Annotated in this window: 17 protein-coding genes; all 17 read right to left on the bottom strand. The window is 73.2% G+C overall.

The genetic code is table 11. The annotated features are described in order from the left end of the window. Positions 1–65: 65 nt before the first annotated feature. Complete coding sequence (locus AB0M11_RS16990) at positions 66–377, bottom strand: acyl carrier protein (RefSeq protein WP_365706046.1); 312 nt, start codon at positions 375–377, stop codon at positions 66–68. Between the two features lie 4 nt (positions 378–381). Continuing rightward, entirely contained in the window at positions 382–963 is a 582-nt protein-coding gene (locus tag AB0M11_RS16985) for a nuclear transport factor 2 family protein (RefSeq protein ID WP_365706044.1), read from the bottom strand. A gap of 136 nt (positions 964–1,099) precedes the next feature. Then, positions 1,100–1,363, bottom strand: coding sequence for an acyl-CoA carboxylase subunit epsilon (locus AB0M11_RS16980; protein ID WP_365706042.1), 264 nt, complete (start codon positions 1,361–1,363; stop codon positions 1,100–1,102). After that, positions 1,360–2,871: an acyl-CoA carboxylase subunit beta gene (locus tag AB0M11_RS16975; RefSeq protein ID WP_365706149.1), complete on the bottom strand. Its 1,512-nt coding sequence runs from the start codon at positions 2,869–2,871 to the stop codon at positions 1,360–1,362. Before AB0M11_RS16975 ends, AB0M11_RS16980 begins: the two co-directional genes overlap by 4 nt. 115 nt (positions 2,872–2,986) lie before the next feature. After that, complete coding sequence (locus tag AB0M11_RS16970) at positions 2,987–3,865, bottom strand: 4'-phosphopantetheinyl transferase superfamily protein (RefSeq protein WP_365706040.1); 879 nt, start codon at positions 3,863–3,865, stop codon at positions 2,987–2,989. An 8-nt stretch (positions 3,866–3,873) separates the two neighbouring features. Then, positions 3,874–4,329 carry an acyl carrier protein gene (locus AB0M11_RS16965; protein WP_365706038.1) on the bottom strand — a complete coding sequence of 152 codons (456 nt, stop codon included), beginning with the start codon at positions 4,327–4,329 and terminating at the stop codon, positions 3,874–3,876. 2 nt (positions 4,330–4,331) lie between these two features. Next, positions 4,332–5,927: an MFS transporter gene (locus AB0M11_RS16960; RefSeq protein WP_365706036.1), complete on the bottom strand. Its 1,596-nt coding sequence runs from the start codon at positions 5,925–5,927 to the stop codon at positions 4,332–4,334. Between the two features lie 4 nt (positions 5,928–5,931). Then, complete coding sequence (locus tag AB0M11_RS16955) at positions 5,932–8,190, bottom strand: SDR family oxidoreductase (RefSeq protein ID WP_365706034.1); 2,259 nt, start codon at positions 8,188–8,190, stop codon at positions 5,932–5,934. 3 nt (positions 8,191–8,193) lie between these two features. Beyond that, complete coding sequence (locus AB0M11_RS16950) at positions 8,194–9,132, bottom strand: aromatase/cyclase (RefSeq protein WP_365706032.1); 939 nt, start codon at positions 9,130–9,132, stop codon at positions 8,194–8,196. Between the two features lie 29 nt (positions 9,133–9,161). Further along, positions 9,162–9,947 carry a 3-oxoacyl-ACP reductase FabG gene (fabG, locus tag AB0M11_RS16945; protein ID WP_365706030.1) on the bottom strand — a complete coding sequence of 262 codons (786 nt, stop codon included), beginning with the start codon at positions 9,945–9,947 and terminating at the stop codon, positions 9,162–9,164. Positions 9,948–10,041: 94 nt separating this feature from the next. Continuing rightward, positions 10,042–10,314, bottom strand: a complete 273-nt coding sequence (locus tag AB0M11_RS16940) for an acyl carrier protein (protein WP_234535818.1) — start codon at positions 10,312–10,314, stop codon at positions 10,042–10,044. Positions 10,315–10,713: 399 nt separating this feature from the next. Then, positions 10,714–11,922 carry a ketosynthase chain-length factor gene (locus AB0M11_RS16935; protein WP_365706027.1) on the bottom strand — a complete coding sequence of 403 codons (1,209 nt, stop codon included), beginning with the start codon at positions 11,920–11,922 and terminating at the stop codon, positions 10,714–10,716. Then, on the bottom strand, positions 11,919–13,193 hold the full coding sequence (locus AB0M11_RS16930) for a beta-ketoacyl-[acyl-carrier-protein] synthase family protein (RefSeq protein ID WP_365706026.1): 1,275 nt from the start codon (positions 13,191–13,193) through the stop codon (positions 11,919–11,921). The genes AB0M11_RS16935 and AB0M11_RS16930 overlap by 4 nt, the downstream gene beginning before the upstream one ends. Further along, positions 13,190–13,519: a TcmI family type II polyketide cyclase gene (locus AB0M11_RS16925; protein WP_365706024.1), complete on the bottom strand. Its 330-nt coding sequence runs from the start codon at positions 13,517–13,519 to the stop codon at positions 13,190–13,192. The genes AB0M11_RS16930 and AB0M11_RS16925 overlap by 4 nt, the downstream gene beginning before the upstream one ends. A 151-nt stretch (positions 13,520–13,670) precedes the next feature. Then, positions 13,671–15,128 (bottom strand): FAD-dependent monooxygenase, encoded by a 1,458-nt coding sequence (locus AB0M11_RS16920; RefSeq protein ID WP_365706022.1) that lies wholly within the window; start codon positions 15,126–15,128, stop codon positions 13,671–13,673. 62 nt (positions 15,129–15,190) lie between these two features. Next, on the bottom strand, positions 15,191–16,117 hold the full coding sequence (locus AB0M11_RS16915) for a hypothetical protein (RefSeq protein WP_365706020.1): 927 nt from the start codon (positions 16,115–16,117) through the stop codon (positions 15,191–15,193). A gap of 64 nt (positions 16,118–16,181) precedes the next feature. Continuing rightward, the coding region (locus tag AB0M11_RS16910; RefSeq protein ID WP_365706018.1) for a biotin/lipoyl-containing protein at positions 16,182–17,012 on the bottom strand (831 nt) is incomplete at its 5' end.

Raw genomic sequence — 17,012 nt, 5'->3', positions numbered from 1 at the left:
GGCCCGGGTGCCGGGGGCCACCGGTGGGACGAGCACGGTCACCGGTGGCCTCCGGCACCCGGGTGTCAGGCCCGGTCGACCAGGTCGCTCAGGGTCGCGGCCAGTTCGCCCACCGACTGCTCGCGCAGCAGGTGGTGGGCCGGTACCGGGATGTTCAGGGCCGACTCCAGGGTGCGCTGGAGGGTCAGCGCGGTGAGGGAGTCGATGCCCTGGGTGTAGAGCGGGCGGTTGCGGGCGATGCGGTGGGCCGGGGGGATGTCCAGGTGCTGGGCGAGCTTGCGGCACAGGAACGTCTCGAACACCTGCCTGCGGTCGTCGCCTGAGGTGTCGCGCAGGGCGCCCAGGTTCAGCGCGGAGGTGGCTGGTATGCCTGACACGGGCTCATCCTTTCGTCTGGCGTGGTCGGGGCTGGGAGCTGCGCAGTGCGCGGGGGTCGGGGCCGGGGCGGGGGCCGGCGCCGTCGGACCACAGCAGCCGGAACCGCCAGCGGCGCAGCCGCCAGCCGTCCGGGGTGCGGACCGCCTCGCCCTCGCTGTAGCCGCCGATGTCGAAGCGGCCGTCCGGGTCCGGGCCGTCCTCGTGGTGCACATGGGACGCGATGAGGTGGACGCGGACGCGGGCGGTGTCCCCCGCCACGTGGATGCCGTAGTTGGCGGCCAGGTGGTGGGTGCGGGCGAAGCGGGACTTGCGGTCGTGGTGGAAGGCGGCGGCCTGGTCGCGGCCTTCGACGGTGCCGACCGGGAACTCCAGCCGGCAGTCCGGGGTGAAGACCGTGGCCGGCCAGGTGGGGTCGAAGCCGTGGTCGTCCTGGGTGTCGAGCAGGGTGATGTAGCGGTCGATCAGCTCCGCGACCGCCGCACGGTCGGCGAGCGCTCCGAACTCGGCACGCAGGGCGTCGAGTTCGGAGCGCAGATGGGAGAGCGTGGCGGCGTGGTCGAGGGACGTGGTGGTCGGGGAGGTCATGGGGTCCGTGACTTTCGATTCGTCGGGGATTCGGTTGGAGAAGGCCGATCACGCCACCCGGCACCACCGGCAGAGCCGCACGACCGTGGCTGCGCCGCGCGGGAGAACGGCCGCCGGCCGGACCGCTCGGCGTCGGTCAGGCCGCTCGGGTGCCTGTGAGGCGCCAGCCGCGGGGGTCGCGATGAATGGGGAGGCGTTCCGGTCGGCGCCAGCCGGCCACCGGGCGGGGTTCCAGGGGGCAGGGGTGCACCGCGGCCAGGGCGGCCGCGCGGGCGAGCAGGACGGTGGTGAGGGCGGCGAGCTCGGCGGGGCTCGCCTGCCCCTTCACGATCCTGATGACCAGCGCGCCGTCCGCGCCGTCCGCGCCGTCCGCGTCGCCCGCGGTCTCCGGGGCGCTCACTGCGGCGGGTTGCCGTGCTTGCGGCACGGCAGGTCGGCCTGCTTGCTGCGCAGCATCGCGAGGGCGCGGATGAGGGTGGAGCGGGTCTCGCGCGGGTCGATGACGTCGTCGATCAGACCGCGCTCGGCCGCGTAGTAGGGGTGCATCAGCTCCGCCTGGTACTCCTTGATCTTCTGGGCCCGGGTGGACTCGGGGTCGTCCGATGCGGCGATCTCCCGGCGGAAGATGACGTTCGCGGCGCCCTCCGCGCCCATCACGGCGATCTCGTTGGACGGCCAGGCGAGGGCGAGGTCGGTGCCGATGGACCGGGAGTCCATGACGATGTACGCGCCGCCGTACGCCTTGCGCAGCACCAGGGAGATCCGCGGCACGGTGGCGTTGCAGTACGCGTAGAGCAGCTTGGCGCCGCGCCGGATGATGCCGTTGTGCTCCTGGTCCACGCCGGGCAGGAAGCCGGGGACGTCGATCAGGGTGACCAGCGGGATGTTGAAGGCGTCGCAGAACTGCACGAACCGCGCCGCCTTTTCGCTGGCGTCGATGTCCAGGACGCCGGCGAAGGAGGCGGGCTGGCTGGCGACCAGGCCGACGACCTCGCCGTCCAGCCGGGACAGCGCGCACACCACGTTGGTGGCCCAGTCGGGCTGGACCTCGAAGTAGTCGCCGTCGTCGACGATCTCCTCGATGACGGTCCGGATGTCGTAGACCCGCCCGGGGTCGTCCGGGACCAGCTCCAGCACCCGGTCGGTCCGGCGGTCCGCCGGGTCGGTGGTCGCCGACCGGGGCGGCAGTTCACGGTTGTTGGACGGCAGCAGCGACAGCAGGTGCCGCACGTCCTCCAGGCAGCTTCGCACGTCGTCGTAGGCGAAGTGGGCCACCCCTGAGGCGCCGGCGTGGACGTCGGCGCCGCCGAGGTCGTTCTGGGTGATCTCCTCGCCGGTCACCGCCTTCACCACGTCCGGTCCGGTGATGAACATCTGGGCGATGTCCCGCACCATGAAGACGAAGTCGGTCAGGGCGGGCGAGTAGGCGGCGCCGCCCGCGCACGGGCCGAGCATCACGCTGATCTGCGGAATCACCCCGGAGGCGCGGGTGTTGCGCTGGAAGATGCCGCCGTAGCCGGCGAGGGCGGAGACACCCTCCTGGATGCGGGCGCCGGCGCCGTCGTTCAGCGACACGAGCGGCGCGCCGGCCGCCATGGCCATGTCCATGATCTTGTGGATCTTCTGGGCGTGGGCCTCGCCGAGGGCGCCGCCGAAGATGCGGAAGTCGTGCGCGTAGACGAAGACGGTACGGCCGTGGACCGTGCCCCAGCCGGTGATCACCCCGTCGGTGTACGGCCGCTTCTTCTCCAGGCCGAAGCCGGTGGCGCGGTGGCGGCGGAGCATCTCGACCTCATTGAACGACCCTTCATCGAGCAGGAGTTCGATACGCTCGTACGCGGTGAGCTTGCCCTTGGCGTGCTGGCGCTCGGTGGCGAGCGGGTCGCCGTGCCGGGCCGCCTCCTTCATCAGGCCGAGCTCCTCGATGCGCTCGGCCGCGGTCCACTGACCGCGGTGCTCACGGTCGTGCAGGCTCGGGCGCCCGGCCCCACGATCGGCTTTCTGTTCGAGTGACATTGGCGGGTCACGCTCCCCAGTCGGATACTCGGGTGGTCACACCCACAGGCACGGGCGCAGGCACGGGCGCAGCCGCGGGTACGGCCACCGGCACGCCCACCGTCCCGTCGGCGTCCAGGTCGACCGTCCCGCCCGCGTGCAGCGCGGTCGGCGGCACCCAGCGCACGGTGACCTGGTCGGGCGCCGCGCCGCGCACCGCGACGGCCGCGTTGTGCCGGGGCCCGGACGGCAGGTCGAGCAGCGTCCAGCCGGCCGGCCTGCGGTGCGGGTCGGCGCCCAGGTAGTCGTGGCCGGGGTCGCGGGAGAGCCCGGTGCCGAGCGCCTTGAGATAGGCCTCCTTGCGGGTCCACAGCCGCCCGAAGGCGGCGCGCCGCTCCCCGGCGTCGTCGAGCGCGGCGAGCTCCGCCTGCTCCCCAGGGTGCAGTGCGGGGGTGCAGACCTCGACGGTCTCGGCGCGCGGCAGCCGCTCCACGTCGGCGCCGACGACCGTACGGGAGACGGCGACCACGGCCATGCCGTGGCTGTGCGCGAGCGAGAAGTGCAGCGGCGGGTCGGGGTGGGCCACCGCCGGACGGCCGTGCGGCTCGGCGCAGCCCGGACAGGGCTCGCGCACGAACGGCACGTCCCGCGGGGCCAGCCCCAGGTAGGCGCCGAGCAGCCGGCGCAGGGCGACATGCGCGGAGGCGTACGTCACCCCGTCCGCGGGCCGGACGAAGGACGCGGTCCGCCGGCGCTCCGGCTCGCTCAGCTCGGACAGGTCGAGCAGCTCGGCCGCGGTCTCCAGGGCGGCCCGGCGGACCAGCCAGACGTCCAGCTGCCCGGCGGCGGGCAGTCCCGGCCCGGCGGCGAGGCCGGTGGCCGCCGGGCCGAACTCCAGGACCGGCATCTCCCCGATCACCTCGGGCTCGGCACGTCGTGCGCGACCAGGTGGTGCTCGTCCCGGCCGGCGTGCTTGTGCGGGCTGTCCTCCGGGCCGAGCTGTCCGGCGAGGCAGTCGACCAGCTCGGCGGCGCTGTTGGCGCGCAGCAGCCGGTTGAGGTTGACGTCGACGCGGAGCGCGGCCTCCATCCGGCGCTGCAGTTCCAGGCCGGTGATGGACCCGATGCCCAGGCTGTTCATCGGACGGCCCACGGTGTCGATGCTCTCCGGGGTCACCCGCAGCACCCGGGCGAGCTCGCCGCGGACGTACGCGTCGATGAGCCGGGTGCGTTCGGCGAGGCCGACGGAGGCGAGGTGCGTGAGGCTGGGCGGCACCACCTCGACGATCTCGTCGTGCTCGAACTCGTAGTCGAGGTCGTCGAGTTCGTCGTCCAGGTCGTCGAAGACCCAGGTCTGGGTTGTCTGGTCCATGGTCATTCCCCGTGGTGGAGTGAGGAGGGTGTGGTCGCGGGTGGGGTCGCGGTGCGGGTCAGGCCGGTGAGGCCGGCCAGCAGGCCCAGGAAGCCGAGGGCGGCGACCAGGGTCAGCGCCGGCCGGCAGGCGGCGGCCGCGGCGGCCGGACCGGCGCCGGGCGCCGGCGTGTGGGCGGCGAGCAGGGCGGCGACGAGGGCGACCGCGAGGAGCGCGGCGAGCTGGACGGCCGTCTGGTACAGGCCGCTGCCGGTGAGCCGGTCGGCGGGGGTGAGGCGGGACATCGCCTGCATGTTGAGCGCGGCGAAGGAGAGCACGAAGGCGACGCCGACGAGGAGAAGCGTCGGGAGCATCCGGCCCGGGTAGTCCAACGGCCAGGCGTGCGGGCGCAGTTGCAGCAGGAAGCCGGCGAAGGCGCAGGCGGCGCCGGCCGCGATGAGGCGGGGGGCGCCGAACCTGGTGACCAGGCGGCCGGAGACCAGTGCGGTGAGCGCCGGGGGCGCGGCGGCGGGGAGCAGGGCGAGCGCGGTGCGGAGGGGGGACCAGCCGGCGAGGGTCTGGGTCTGGTACGTCAGCACGAACAGGAGGCCCAGGTAGGAGCCGTTGAGACAGGCGGCGCCGGCGGCGGAGCGGAGCAGGGCGGGGTTGCGGCGCAGCGAGGGGCCGATGTTCAGGAGGGGGGCGGTGGAGCGGTGCTCGATGTGCCGGAACAGCAGCAGGAGGAGGAGGGCCGCGGTGAGGGGGGCGGCGGTCTGCGGGGTGGTCCAGGGGTGGGTGGGGAGTTGGGTGATGCCCTGGACCAGGGCCAGGAGGGCTCCCAGGAAGGTGAGGGCGCTGGGGATGCCGAAGTTCCGGGCCGTTGTTCGGGTGCGGGGAGGTGGGGGCTGGTCGCGCAGTTCCCCGCGCCCCTTCAGGGCGCTCAGCGCAGCCTCGGTCGAGACGGCCGGTCCCTTCAGGGCGGTTGGTGTGCCCAGGTCCTTCGGGGGGGTCTCGTTCGGTGTGCTGGGGGCGGGGTGCTCGTTCGGGATCAGGCGGAGTCCGAAGGCGAAGAGCAGGAGGACCACCGGGGCCGGGAAGGCGAAGGCATAGCGCCAGGAGGTTTCGGTCAGCCAGCCGGAGAGGAGGAGGCCCGTGGTGAAGCCGCCCGCGCCGAAGAGGGTGTAGACGGAGACCGCCCGGGTGCGTGGGCGGCCCTCCGGGAAGGCGGAGGTGATGATGGCCAGGCCGGTGGGGGCCGTCAGGGCGGCGCAGAAGCCCTTGAGCAGGCGGGTGGCCAGCAGGAGCCAGGGGTCGTGGGCGAGGGCGCTGAGGGCGGAGGCGGCGGCGAAGGCGAGGAGGGCGGCCAGGTAGACGCGTCGGCGGCCGAGCAGGGTGACCACGCGGGCGCCGAAGAGGAGCAGGCCGCCGAAGCCGGCCGCGAAGCCGGTCATCGCCCACTGGGTGACCGTCGGCGGCTGCCCCAGGTCCGTGCCGATGGCGGGCAGCGCCACCACCGCCACGGACACCTCCAGCGCGTCGATGAGCATGTTGCCGGCGAGGACGAGCAGCAGCCCCCACAGCCGGCCGGTGGCGGCCGGAGCCGGAAGGGTCGTCGTCACCGCGTCACCCGAGGAGCGTGCCGCCGCTCGCGTCGACGAAGGAGCCGGTGACCCAGCGGGCGTCGTCGGAGACGAGGAAGGCGATGACGTCGGCGACGTCCTGCGGCTCGCCGACGCGGTTGAAGGCGGACAGCGCGGACATGGCCTCGACGGCCTCGGGGATGTCGAACAGCGGGTTGCCGTTGCGGGTGATGCCCGGCGCGACGCTGTTCACGGTGATCCCGCGCGGGCCCAGCAACTTGGCGAAGTGCAGCGCCAGTTGCTCCACGGCGCCCTTGCTCATCGCGTAGGCGATCTCGTCGGGGTTGGCGAACCGGGTCAGCCCGGAGGAGATGTTCACGATCCGGCCGCCGTCGGGCATGTTGGCGAGCGCCCGCTGGATGACGAAGAACGGCGCCCTGGCGTTGACGGCGAAGATCCGGTCGAACTGCTCCGGCGTGGTGTCCTCGGCCTTGACCCCGCCCATCACGCCCGCGTTGTTGACCAGGATGTTCAGCTCGGTGTCGCCGGTGCGCTCCTTGAGTCCCGCCTCCAGCGCGAGGAACAGCTCGTGGACGTCGCCGGGCGTGCCCAGTTCGGCCCCGACGGCGAACGCCCGCCCGCCGTCCTTCTCGATCCCGGCGACCACCTCGGCGGCTGCCTCCGCACTGGTGCCGTAGTGCACGGCGACCAGCGCGCCGTCGGCGGCCAGCCGTTCGGCGGTGGCCCGGCCCATGCCCCGGCTGGCGCCGGTGACGAGCGCGGTCTTTCCGGTCAGGTTGCCCATCTTCCTTCTCCTGACGGTTGGTTGTGGTGTGTGGGAGGGACGCGGGAGGTCGGGTGCGAACCAGCGGTCGAGGGCCGCGCGCAGGCCGTCCGCCGTGTCGCCGGCCCAGGCGACGTAGCCGTCCGGGCGTACGAGCACGGCGGCGTGGCCGTCGAGGGGCCCCGTGGGACGGGTGACGACCGTGTCCACGGACGCCGACCTGTCCGCCGCCGCCCCGCCGAGCGCGGGGTCGGTCACCAGCAGCAACCCGCGTGCGGAACAGAGCAGTTCGGCCGTGGTCGCGCCCGAGTCGAGCCGCGTCTCGGGCAGTCGCGCGCCGACCAGCGCGTTCTCGTCGTCCCCGTACCGCACGTCGAGGCCGCTGATCATGCCGGCGAGGTGCGCCCGGACCCTCTCGTACGACGTGAGTTCGCCGACGACCGAGCGCAGCGACTCCACCTCGGGCCCGCCGAGCAGCAGCCGCGCCTGGGCGCGGATGTTGGACAGGACACGGCGGCCGACGGCGTGCCGTTCGTCGTGGTAGGTGTCCAGCAGCCCCGCCGGAGCCCGGCCGCGGACGGTGGCCGCGAGTTTCCAGCCGAGGTTCACGGCGTCCTGGAGGCCGAGGTTGAGGGCCTGGCCGCCGATCGGCATCTGCTGGTGGGCCGCGTCGCCGGCGAGCAGCACGCGGCCCGCGCGGTAGTGCTCGGCCTGCCGGGAGGCGTCGCCGAAGGAGTTGACCCACAGCGGGGTGCCGTGGGCGATGTCCTCGCCGGTGACCTCCCGCCAGGCGGTGACGATGTCGGCGAAGCCGGCCTGCCCCGCGCGCGGCGGGGTGCCGAAGCGGTGGACCATCACCCGGGTGACGCCGTCCCCGCGCCGGGCGGCGATGGCGAGCCCGTTCGGCAGCCGCTGGAACCGCCGGTTGGGGATGTCGATGCCGTCGACGTCGGCGCGGATCAGTTCCCGTTCGGCGTCGTTGCCGGGGAAGGCGATGCCCGCGAGACGCCGCACGGCGGACTGCTCGCCGTCGCAGCCGACGACGTACCGGGCGGTGAACTCCCGGCGCGCGCCCTGGTGTTCGGCGAGGACTCGGACGTGGTCCGGCAACTGCACCAGTTCCAGGACCTCATGGCCCCGCAGGACCCGCGCGCCGAGCCGCTCGGCCCAGGCGCCGAGGAGTTCCTCGGTGCGGGTCTGCGGGACCTTCCACTGCCCGGGGTGGCTGCTGGGCAGGGTGAGGTCGAGGGGGAGCCCGCCGAAGTGGCCGCGGGGCTCGTGCGGCGGCGGCTCGGGGTCGGCGAAGCCGCCGGGGCCGTCCAGCAGCCCGCGCTGGAGCAGCAGTTCCATCGTCCGGGCGTGCAGGGTGGACGCCCGGGACTCCGTCGTGGGCGCGGCCAGCCGTTCCAGGACGGTCACGTCGGCGCCGCCGAGGCGCAGTTCCCCGGCGAGCATCAGCCCGACGGGTCCGGCGCCGACCACCAGGACGTGCGTGTCGAACGCGTCGGCACCGGCCATGGGTCAGCGCCTCGCTTCGGCGTACGCCTTGGCGTGGTTCAGGGTGGCGCGGCTGTTGGTGCTGAGCGCGCCCTGCACGTACTCACGGGCCTCGGCGACGCCCGCGTCGGGACCCAGGATCTTCGCGATGTTCTCGGGACGCAGCACGACGGTGTGCTGCGAGGAGGCGAAGGTGCCCTCGTCGGTCTCGCGGAAGGTCCAGTAGCCGGTGTGCAGGTTCATCAGGGCCGGCAGGGTGGTCTGCTTGTAGGCGATCTTCCGGCCGTCCAGGCAGACCCGGTACGACTTGGTGGTGTGCGTCGAGCCGTCCTTGGCGCGGGTGTCCATCTCCAGGGTCTGCAGGCCCGGGGTGTCCTCGGTGAGCCGGACGGTCGCCACGTGCGGCAGCCGCTCGGACCAGCGGTCGGCCTCGTTGACGAAGTCGTAGAGGTCCTTGGCCGCCCCGTCGACCCGGACGGTGTCCTCGAAGGAGAACGTCAGCTCCTGCGAGGCGGTGGCGAGTTCGACGTTGGTCTTCAGCGCGGCCAGCTCGGAGCGGGAGTTGCGGTCGACGGCCTCGTCGATCCAGGCGAGCCCGGCCGGGTCGTCGTCGACGGCGGTGTAGTCGTGCAGCAGCCGCACGCGCGAGGTGCCCTCGTCGAGCGGCTCGATGATCCAGGTGCCGCCCATGCTCGCGACGGGCGGGGTGGAGACGGTCTGCCGGAAGGTGATCCGCAGGCCCTCGGGGTCGAGGACGCGGCGCGAGGTCCAGTTCTTGGCCTGGCCGTTGGCGGTGGCCCAGATGCCGATGAGCTCCTCGTTCCCGGAGCGCTCCAGGTGGTCGACGTAGATGGTCGGCGGGAAGATCCGCGGCCAGTTGGCCACGTCGGCGATCAGCCGGTAGACCTCGGCGGCCGGCGCCGAGATCGTGATCTCGTGCTCGACTTCCTTCGGCTGGGACATGGGTGAACTCCTAGAGGATGCCGGGGGTTTCAGAAGTTGCCGAGGCCGCCGCAGACGTTGAGGGCCTGCGCGGTGATGGAGGCGGCGGTGTCGGAGGCGAGGTAGCCGACGAGACCGGCGACCTCCTCGGGGGTGGAGTAGCGGCCGAGCGGGATCTTCGCGGTGAACTTCTCGCGGATGGCGTCCTCGCTGGTGTCGTACGCGGCGGCGTAACCGGCGCGCACCCGCTGCGCCATGGGCGTCTCGACGTACCCCGGGCAGACGGCGTTGACGGTGATGCCGGTGGGGGCCAGCTCGTTGCCGAGGGCCTTGGTGAAGCCGACCACGCCGTGCTTGGAGGCGGAGTACGGCGCCCCGAGGACGACGCCCTGCTTGCCGGCCGTGGACGCGATGTTGATGATCCGTCCCCGGCTCTTCTCGCGCATGCCGCCGGTGGTGAGGGCGGCGCGGGTGAGGCGGAAGACGCTGTTGAGGTTGGTCTCGACGACGTCGTACCACAGCTCGTCGTCGATGTCGGCGGTCACCCCGCCGCCGGACCGGCCGGCGTTGTTGACCAGCACGTCGACGGTGCCGTACCGCTCCACGGCGGCCCGCACGAAGTTCTCGATGGACAGCGCGGACCGCACGTCGAGGACCGTGCCGTCGACGTCGAGGCCTTCCTCGCGCAGTTCCTTCACGGTCCGCTCGACGTTCCCGGCGTCGCGGGAGCCGATGAAGACGCGGTGGCCCTGCTGGGCCAGCAGGCGTGCCGTGGCGAGACCGATTCCGCTGGTGGCCCCGGAGACCAGGGCGACCCTCTGCTGCTGTTCGGACATGTCTGCGGCTCCCTTTCAGGGGCGTGGGAAGGCCGCCGGCGCCCGGTCAGGGCGGGCGCCGACGGCCGCGGAGGGGAAGGGGAGAGGAGAGAGGTCAGGCCGCGGCGGCGACGTCGCCGAGCTGTGCGTTGACGAGCGCCAGGAGCTCGCGGGGCGTCCTGGCCTCGGTCACCACGGTGTCGTCGAGCGTGATGTCGTACTCCCGCTCGATGCGCCCGCAGGTCTCCAGGATGGCGAGGGACTCGTAGCTGAGCTCCTCGAAGTCGGTGTCGAGGATGTCCCCGTCGAGATCGACGCTCTCGTCGGCGCCGGCGGCCTCCAGCAGGATCCGCTTGAGGTCGTCCAGGGTGAAGGACTGGGTTGCCACGGTGATCTTCCTTTCACGACTGCGAATGGGAACGCCCGTCCGACCGGCCCCGGGCGTGGGAGAGAGGGAGGGGCCGGCCAGGACGGGCGGGTCTGGTTGAGCGGGCCCGAGGCCGGGACCGGGGGGTGGGGACGCTCACCGGCGCTCGCCGCATGCCGCCGCACCCACCTGCCCGCGGCTGGGCAGCGCCCCGCAAGGGGCGCGGGGAACTGCGCGGGAAGCCCCACGGGCCCGCGGCCGCGTCGGGGCGCGAACCCGTGGACGGCACACCTGCCCGCGGCGCAGAAGCGTCACGAGCAGCCGCGGCTGGGCAGTGCCCCGCAAGGGGCGCGGGGAACTGCGCGGGAAGCCCCACCGGCCCGCGGCCGCGTCGGGGCGCGAGCCCCTGCGGCGGGAGCGCTACGCCCGGACGACCATCGCCGAGTTGAACCCGGCGTAGCCCCGCGCCAGCACCAGCGCCGTCCGCACCTCGGTCTGCCGCGGTTCGCCCACCACCAGGTCGAGGTCGTACCCCGCCTCCGGCGAGACGTTCACGGTCGCCGGCACCACCCCGTCCCGGACGGCCAGCAGCGCCGTCGCGACATCCAGCGGCGCCGCTCCCGAGTAGAGCCGCCCCGTCATCGTCTTCGGCGCGGTCACCGGCACCCCGTGCGGCCCGAACACGTCACTGATCGCGTCCGCCTCCACCCGGTCCAGCTCCGGCACGGCCGCCGCGTCGGCGAACACCACGTCCACGTCGGCCGCGTCGGCCCCCGCGTCCGCGAGCGCCAGCTCGATCGCCTTGCGCAGCCCCGGCGGCCGTTCGCTGCCCGGCGCCGGGTCGAACGTCGCGCCGTACCCCGCGATCTCCCCGTACACCCGGGCGCCCCGCCGTGCGGCGGTCTCCGCGGCCTCCAGGATCAGGATGGCCCCGCCCTCGCCGGCCACGTGCCCGGCCGCCGCGGGGTCGAACGGCAGGTACGACCGGTCCGGCTCCTCCGACGTGGACAGCCGGTCGCTGGCGAGCTGCGCCACCCATCCCCACGGGCAGATGGACGCGTCGATCGCCCCGGAGACGATGAGCTGTGTCCCCTTGCGGATCTGCCGGCGTGCGTGCGCGAGCGCCTCAAGGCCGCCGGCCTGATCGGAGACGACCACCCCGCTGGGGCCCTTCATCCCGTTGCGGATGGAGATCTGGCCGCTGTTGACGGCGTAGAACCAGGCGAACGACTGGTATGCCGAGACGAACTGACTGCCCTTGCTCCACAGCTTCTGCAGTTCCCCCTGCCCGAACTCGAAGCCGCCGGAGGAGCTGGCGGTGACGACGCCCATGTCGTAGGCGGGCAGGTCGGCCGGGCTGACGTCCGCGTCGGCCAGCGCCCAGTCCGTCGCGACGAGCGCGAGGCGGGTCATGTGGTCGGTCTGCGCGAGCAGCCGGCTCGGCAGGTGCTCCCCGGCGCTGAACCCGGGCACCTCACCGGCCAGTTTCGCCGGGTAGCCGGACGGGTCGAACCGCGTGATGCGGCCGATCCCGCTCTTCCCGGCGCGGGTGGCGGCCCAGTAGTCGTCCGTGCCGAGTCCGTTGGGCGCGGCGATGCCGAGCCCGGTCACCACGGTCCGCGTGCTCATGCGGCGGTGCTCCTCTCCGGTCGGGCGAGCACCATCGCGCTCTGGAAGCCACCGAACCCGCTGCCCACGGTGAGCACCGCGTCGGTACGGTGCTCACGTGCCGTGAGCGGCACGTAGTCCAGGTCGCACTCGGGGTCGGGGGTGTGCAGGTTGGCCGTCGGGGGCACGACGCTGTGCTCCATGGCGAGGACGGACGCGGCGATCTCGATGGAGCCGATCGCGCCGAGCGAGTGCCCGACCATCGACTTGATCGAGGAGACCGGGGTCCGGTAGGCGTGGTCGCCGAGGCTCTTCTTGAACGCGGCGGTCTCGTGCCGGTCGTTCTGCTTGGTGCCGGAGCCGTGCGCGTTGATGTAGTCGATCGCCTCGGGGTTCAGGTGCGCCTCGTCGAGGGCGACCGTGATGGCCTCGGCCATCTCCGCGCCGTCGGGCCGCAGCCCGGTCATGTGGAAGGCGTTGCAGCGGGAGGCGTAGCCGGCGATCTCCGCGTAGATGTGCGCCCCGCGGGCCCGTGCCCCCTCCAGCTCCTCCAGGACGAACACGGCCGACCCCTCCCCCAGCACGAACCCGTTGCGGGTGCCGTCGAAGGGGCGGGAGGCGTGCTCGGGGTCGTCGTTGCGCGGGGTGGTGGCCTTGATGGCGTCGAAGCAGGCCAGGGTGATCGGGGAGATCGGGGCGTCGGTGGCGCCGGCGATCATCGCGCAGGCGGAGCCCTCACGGATCAGCTCGACGGCATGGCCCACGGAGTCGAGCCCCGACGTGCACCCGGTGGAGACGACCGTGGCCGCGCCCTCCGCGCCCACGGCCCAGGCCACCTCCGCGGCGAACGAGCTGGGCACCAGGTAGTTGTAGAGGTGCGGGACGGCGTACGTGTGGTCGACGAGGTCGAGCCGGCCGCCGTCGCTGACCACCCGGTACTCCTGGTCCAGGCCCATGGTGGCGCCGACCGCGCTGCCGATGCTGACCCCGACCCGGTAGGGGTCGGCGCCGGACAGGTCGAGCCCGCTGTCGGCCAGGGCCTCGCGGGCGCTGACGACGGCCAGTTGCGCCGCCCGGTCCATCCGCCGTATCTCCTGCGGGCTCAGCCCGTGCTCCTCCGGGTCGAAGTCGACCTCGGCGGCGACCCGGGACCGGAAGGACGACGGGTCGAAGAAGGTGATGCCGCGGGTCGCGGTGCGGCCCTCGCTGAGCAGGTTCCAGAAGTTCTTGGTGCCGACACCGCCGGGGGCGATGACGCCGACCCCGGTGATGACCACTCGCCTGGCGTTCACGCCCGGCCCTCCCAGTCGTAGAAGCGCGTGGCGACCGCGTCGGCGGGGGACCGCCAGGTGGCGGGGTCGTACGCCTGGATGAACGGCTTGAGGTCCTCGCTGATCCGCACGAACCGCGGATCGCTCTTGGCCTCCTCGATCAGCTCACCGCCGTTGTCGGTGTCGAAGCTCTGGAGGTGGAAGTACAGCCCGCGGTAGGCGAAGAGCTCACGACGCCGCGTGCCCATCAGATGCGGCATCTCGGTCCGGTCGAACTCCGCGAACAGCCGAGCGACTTCCGCACTGCTACCCGGTTCCATCCGGGCGACGATCAGAGTGCTGTGCATGGGGTTCACTCCTTAGAGGGGTCCAGCAAAATGCGCCCCACAAAGGGGCGCGAGGCTGCATTTGATCTGCGGCTGCCGCCGCGTGGGCGCGACCGGCCACGACGGCGGGGCAGCCGCAACACGACACGACCCGGCACTCCCGGCGGCGCCCTCAGCGCGCAGGCCCGAACCACCGCTCAAGGGCCATCGGCAGATCCGCATGACTCCCGGGCGCCGCCCAGGCCACATAACCGTCGGGCCGCACCAGCACCGCGGACGTGCCCTCCAGCACACCGTCGGCCGGCACCGCCGTCACGACATCCACCCGGTCTCGCCAGGCCCACGCCCGCTCCCGCAGCCGCTCGTTGTCGGCGAGGTCGAGCAGCACGCCCCGCCCGGCGCGCAGCGCCTCCGTGCTGGAGGCCACCCTCCGATGCCCGGTGAGCGGCACGTTCGGCAGGCGCCGGCCGAGCAGCGGATGCCCGCCCCCGTCGAGGTCGTAGTGGATCTCCAGCCCGGACACCATCGCCGCCAGGTGCCTGCTGACCTCGGGGTAGCGGATCAGCTCGTTGAGGACGTCGCGCAGCGGCTGCACCTCGGGACCGGACAGGAACAGCAGCCCCTGCGCCCGGGTGTTCATCATCAGCCGCTCCCCGACCGGGTGCCGTTCGTCGTGGTAGGTGTCGAGCAGCGTCTCCGGCGCCCGCCCCCGCACCACCGCGCCCAGTTTCCAGCCGAGGTTCACGGCGTCCTGGATGCTGGTGTTCATGCCCTGGCCGCCGGCCGGCAGGTGGATGTGGGCGGAGTCGCCGGCGAGCAGGATCCGGCCGCGCCGGTACTCGGTGACCAGGCGGGTGCCGTCGCCGAAGGAGGACACCCAGACCGGCTCGGCGTGCGAGATGTCGTCGCCGGTCAGCCGCTGCCAGGCCGCCGCGGCCTCCGCCCAGGTGGGCGGCTTCTCACGGCGCTGCGGCGGGGTGCCGCGCTCGCAGATGATCAGCCGGGTGATGCCGCCGGGCAGCGGACCGACCATGACCATCCCGCCGGGCAGGGTCTCCCCGATCATCCGGGGCTCCAGCTCGATGCCCTTCACGTCGGCGAGGTACATCTCCAGCGTCGAGGGTGTGCCGGGGAAGTCGAACCCGGCGGCCTTGCGGATGGTGGAGCGGCCGCCGTCGCAGCCGACCAGGTACTCGGCGCGCAGCCGGTGCACGCCCTCGGGTCCGCGCACCTCGACCTCGACGCTGTCCTCCTTCTCCTTGACGGACAGCACCTCGTGGCGGCGCCGGATGTCCGCGCCGAGGCGGCCGGCCCACTCCTCCAGGACGGTCTCGGTGACCGACTGCGGGATCGTTTTGGCAGCCTGGTGCGCACCGTCGAGGACACCGAAGTCGACCGGCAGGCCGCCGAAGTGGCCCACGTTGCTGACCTCGATGTCCCCGAAGCGGGGCAGCAGTCCGCGCTGGTCGAAGACCTCCATGGTGCGGGCGGTGAAGCCGAGGCCGCGCGACTCTCCGGTGCGCGCGGGCAGCTTCTCCAGGACGATGACGTCGGCGCCCGCGAGCCGTAGCTCGCCCGCGAGCATCATGCCGGCCGGCCCGGCGCCCACGACGATGACTTGTGCGTCCATGACACTCCTCGGGAACGGTTCCGTACGGCCCCGTCGGGGAGACCGTCGGCGAAGACGAACTGTCAGCGGTACAGGCGGCCGATCGCCCGGTTGGCGACGTGCGCGGCCGCCGCGTGCCGCGGGTCGGGCGCCAGGGCCTCGTGCCGTACGGCCACTTCGGCGAGCTTGATGGCGTGCTCGTCGCCGATCTGGACCGCCTCGGCGAACAGGGCGGCCGGGTCGGGGGCGGCCGGCAGCGGGACCTCGGGCCGGGGCACGGCGTGGAACCAGCCCAGCATCGTGCGGCTGACGGCCCGCGCCACCCGGTACGACGGCCACCGCTGGTCGGCCGGCAGGTGCTCCACCACCAGCCGTACGGCGGCGGGCCCGGTGACGGAGTGGATCAGCGGGATCGGGTGCGGGAGCGCGAGCGTGGCGTAGATGCCGGAGAACTCGGCGACGAGCCCGTCCAGCGCCCGTACCGCGTCCTCGCCGGCACTGTCCCCTCCCCCGTCGGCGTCCTCCTCGACGAGGACCCCGCCCTCCGAGTAGCGGGCCGCCCAGTACCCCAGTCCCTGCGCCAGTTCGGCCAGTTGCCTGCGGTTGTCGGGTCCCGCGGTCACCACCGCCCGGACCGCGTGCGCGGTGCGGATCACCCCGTGGGTGAGCACCCCGGACATGCCGGGCAGCAGCCGGGGCCACCAGCGGACCAGGACGTCGGTCCACGCGCTCTCGGCGAGTTCACGCTCGAACAGCGTGGTCCAGTCGGCGACCCGGCCGAACTCGCCGAGCGCCTGCCGCCAGTCGGCCTCGTCGGCCGGGTCGAGGGTGAACCGCCGCTCGGGGACGTCGTGGAAGGTGTGGCTGCGCAGATGGCCCTCCACCCAGTCGGCCACCTCGTCGGCGTATCCCATGTGGGCCAGGGCCTCGGCTGCCATCGGGGCGTGGTTGACGTAGCTGCGCCCGTGCTCGTACCCCACGGAACGCAGCCGCTCCAGGGCGTCGTTCATGGCGTCGGTATAGCTGAGTGCTGCCAAAGCGATCAGTCCTCGATCGGTCTTGATCAGTCTGCGATCAGTCTTTGATGTCGCAGATCGCGGCGCCTGCGGCGAGGGCCTGTCCCACCTCGGCGGCGATGCCGGTCACGGTGCCGGACCGGTGCGCGGTGAGCGGCTGTTCCATCTTCATGGCCTCGAGTACGACGACCAGGTCGCCCTTCTCGACGGTCTGTCCCTCGGCGACGGCGACCTTGACGACGGTGCCCTGCATGGGAGAGGTGAGCGTGTCCCCGGAGGCGGCGGGCGCGGAGCCGCCGGCGGTGCGGCGGCGACTGCGGGGCGCGGCGGCCGCCCCCACGAGCGTCCGGTCCGGGACCGGCCCCAGCACCGCGGGCAGCGAGACCTCCAGCCGGTGTCCGCCGACCTCGACCACCACCGTCTCGCGACCGGCCTCCGCCGGCTGCGGACCGGCGGCCGGATCGGGCGTGAAGGCCTCGATCTCGTTGACGAACTCGGTCTCGATCCACCGGGTGTGGATGCGGAAGGGATCGCCGGTGAAGGCCGGGTCCCGGACCACCGCCCGGTGGAAGGGGAGGGCCGTGGCCATGCCTTCGACCTGGAACTCGTCCAGGGCGCGGGCGGCCCGCTGCAGGGCCTCGGCGCGGGTGCGGCCGGTGACGATCAGCTTGGCCAGCAGGGAGTCCCAGGCGGGGCCGATGACCGAGCCGGCCTCCACGCCCGCGTCCAGGCGGACGCCGGGGCCGGAGGGGGCGTCGAAGCGGGTGACGGTGCCGGGGGCGGGCAGGAAGCCCCGGCCCGGGTCCTCGCCGTTGATGCGGAACTCGAAGGAATGGCCGCGCAGCTCGGGGTCGCCGTAGCCGAGTTCCTCGCCGTCGGCGATCCGGAA

The organism is Streptomyces sp. NPDC051987, from assembly GCF_040680735.1.
In the GTDB taxonomy this organism is placed as follows: Bacteria; Actinomycetota; Actinomycetes; order Streptomycetales; family Streptomycetaceae; genus Streptomyces.
This window is presented reverse-complemented; position numbering and strand designations above follow the sequence as displayed.

Bases quoted from the DNA above. Each gene is read 5' to 3' on its own strand.
- AB0M11_RS16985 (WP_365706044.1), bottom strand. From the start codon at position 963: ATGACCTCCCCGACCACCACGTCCCTCGACCACGCCGCCACGCTCTCC.
- AB0M11_RS16975 (WP_365706149.1), bottom strand. From the start codon at position 2,871: ATGAAGGAGGCGGCCCGGCACGGCGACCCGCTCGCCACCGAGCGCCAG.
- AB0M11_RS16970 (WP_365706040.1), bottom strand. From the start codon at position 3,865: ATGCCGGTCCTGGAGTTCGGCCCGGCGGCCACCGGCCTCGCCGCCGGG.
- AB0M11_RS16965 (WP_365706038.1), bottom strand. From the start codon at position 4,329: ATGGACCAGACAACCCAGACCTGGGTCTTCGACGACCTGGACGACGAA.
- AB0M11_RS16955 (WP_365706034.1), bottom strand. From the start codon at position 8,190: ATGGCCGGTGCCGACGCGTTCGACACGCACGTCCTGGTGGTCGGCGCC.
- AB0M11_RS16950 (WP_365706032.1), bottom strand. From the start codon at position 9,132: ATGTCCCAGCCGAAGGAAGTCGAGCACGAGATCACGATCTCGGCGCCG.
- fabG (WP_365706030.1), bottom strand. From the start codon at position 9,947: ATGTCCGAACAGCAGCAGAGGGTCGCCCTGGTCTCCGGGGCCACCAGC.
- AB0M11_RS16935 (WP_365706027.1), bottom strand. From the start codon at position 11,922: ATGAGCACGCGGACCGTGGTGACCGGGCTCGGCATCGCCGCGCCCAAC.
- AB0M11_RS16925 (WP_365706024.1), bottom strand. From the start codon at position 13,519: ATGCACAGCACTCTGATCGTCGCCCGGATGGAACCGGGTAGCAGTGCG.
- AB0M11_RS16920 (WP_365706022.1), bottom strand. From the start codon at position 15,128: ATGGACGCACAAGTCATCGTCGTGGGCGCCGGGCCGGCCGGCATGATG.
- AB0M11_RS16915 (WP_365706020.1), bottom strand. From the start codon at position 16,117: ATGAACGACGCCCTGGAGCGGCTGCGTTCCGTGGGGTACGAGCACGGG.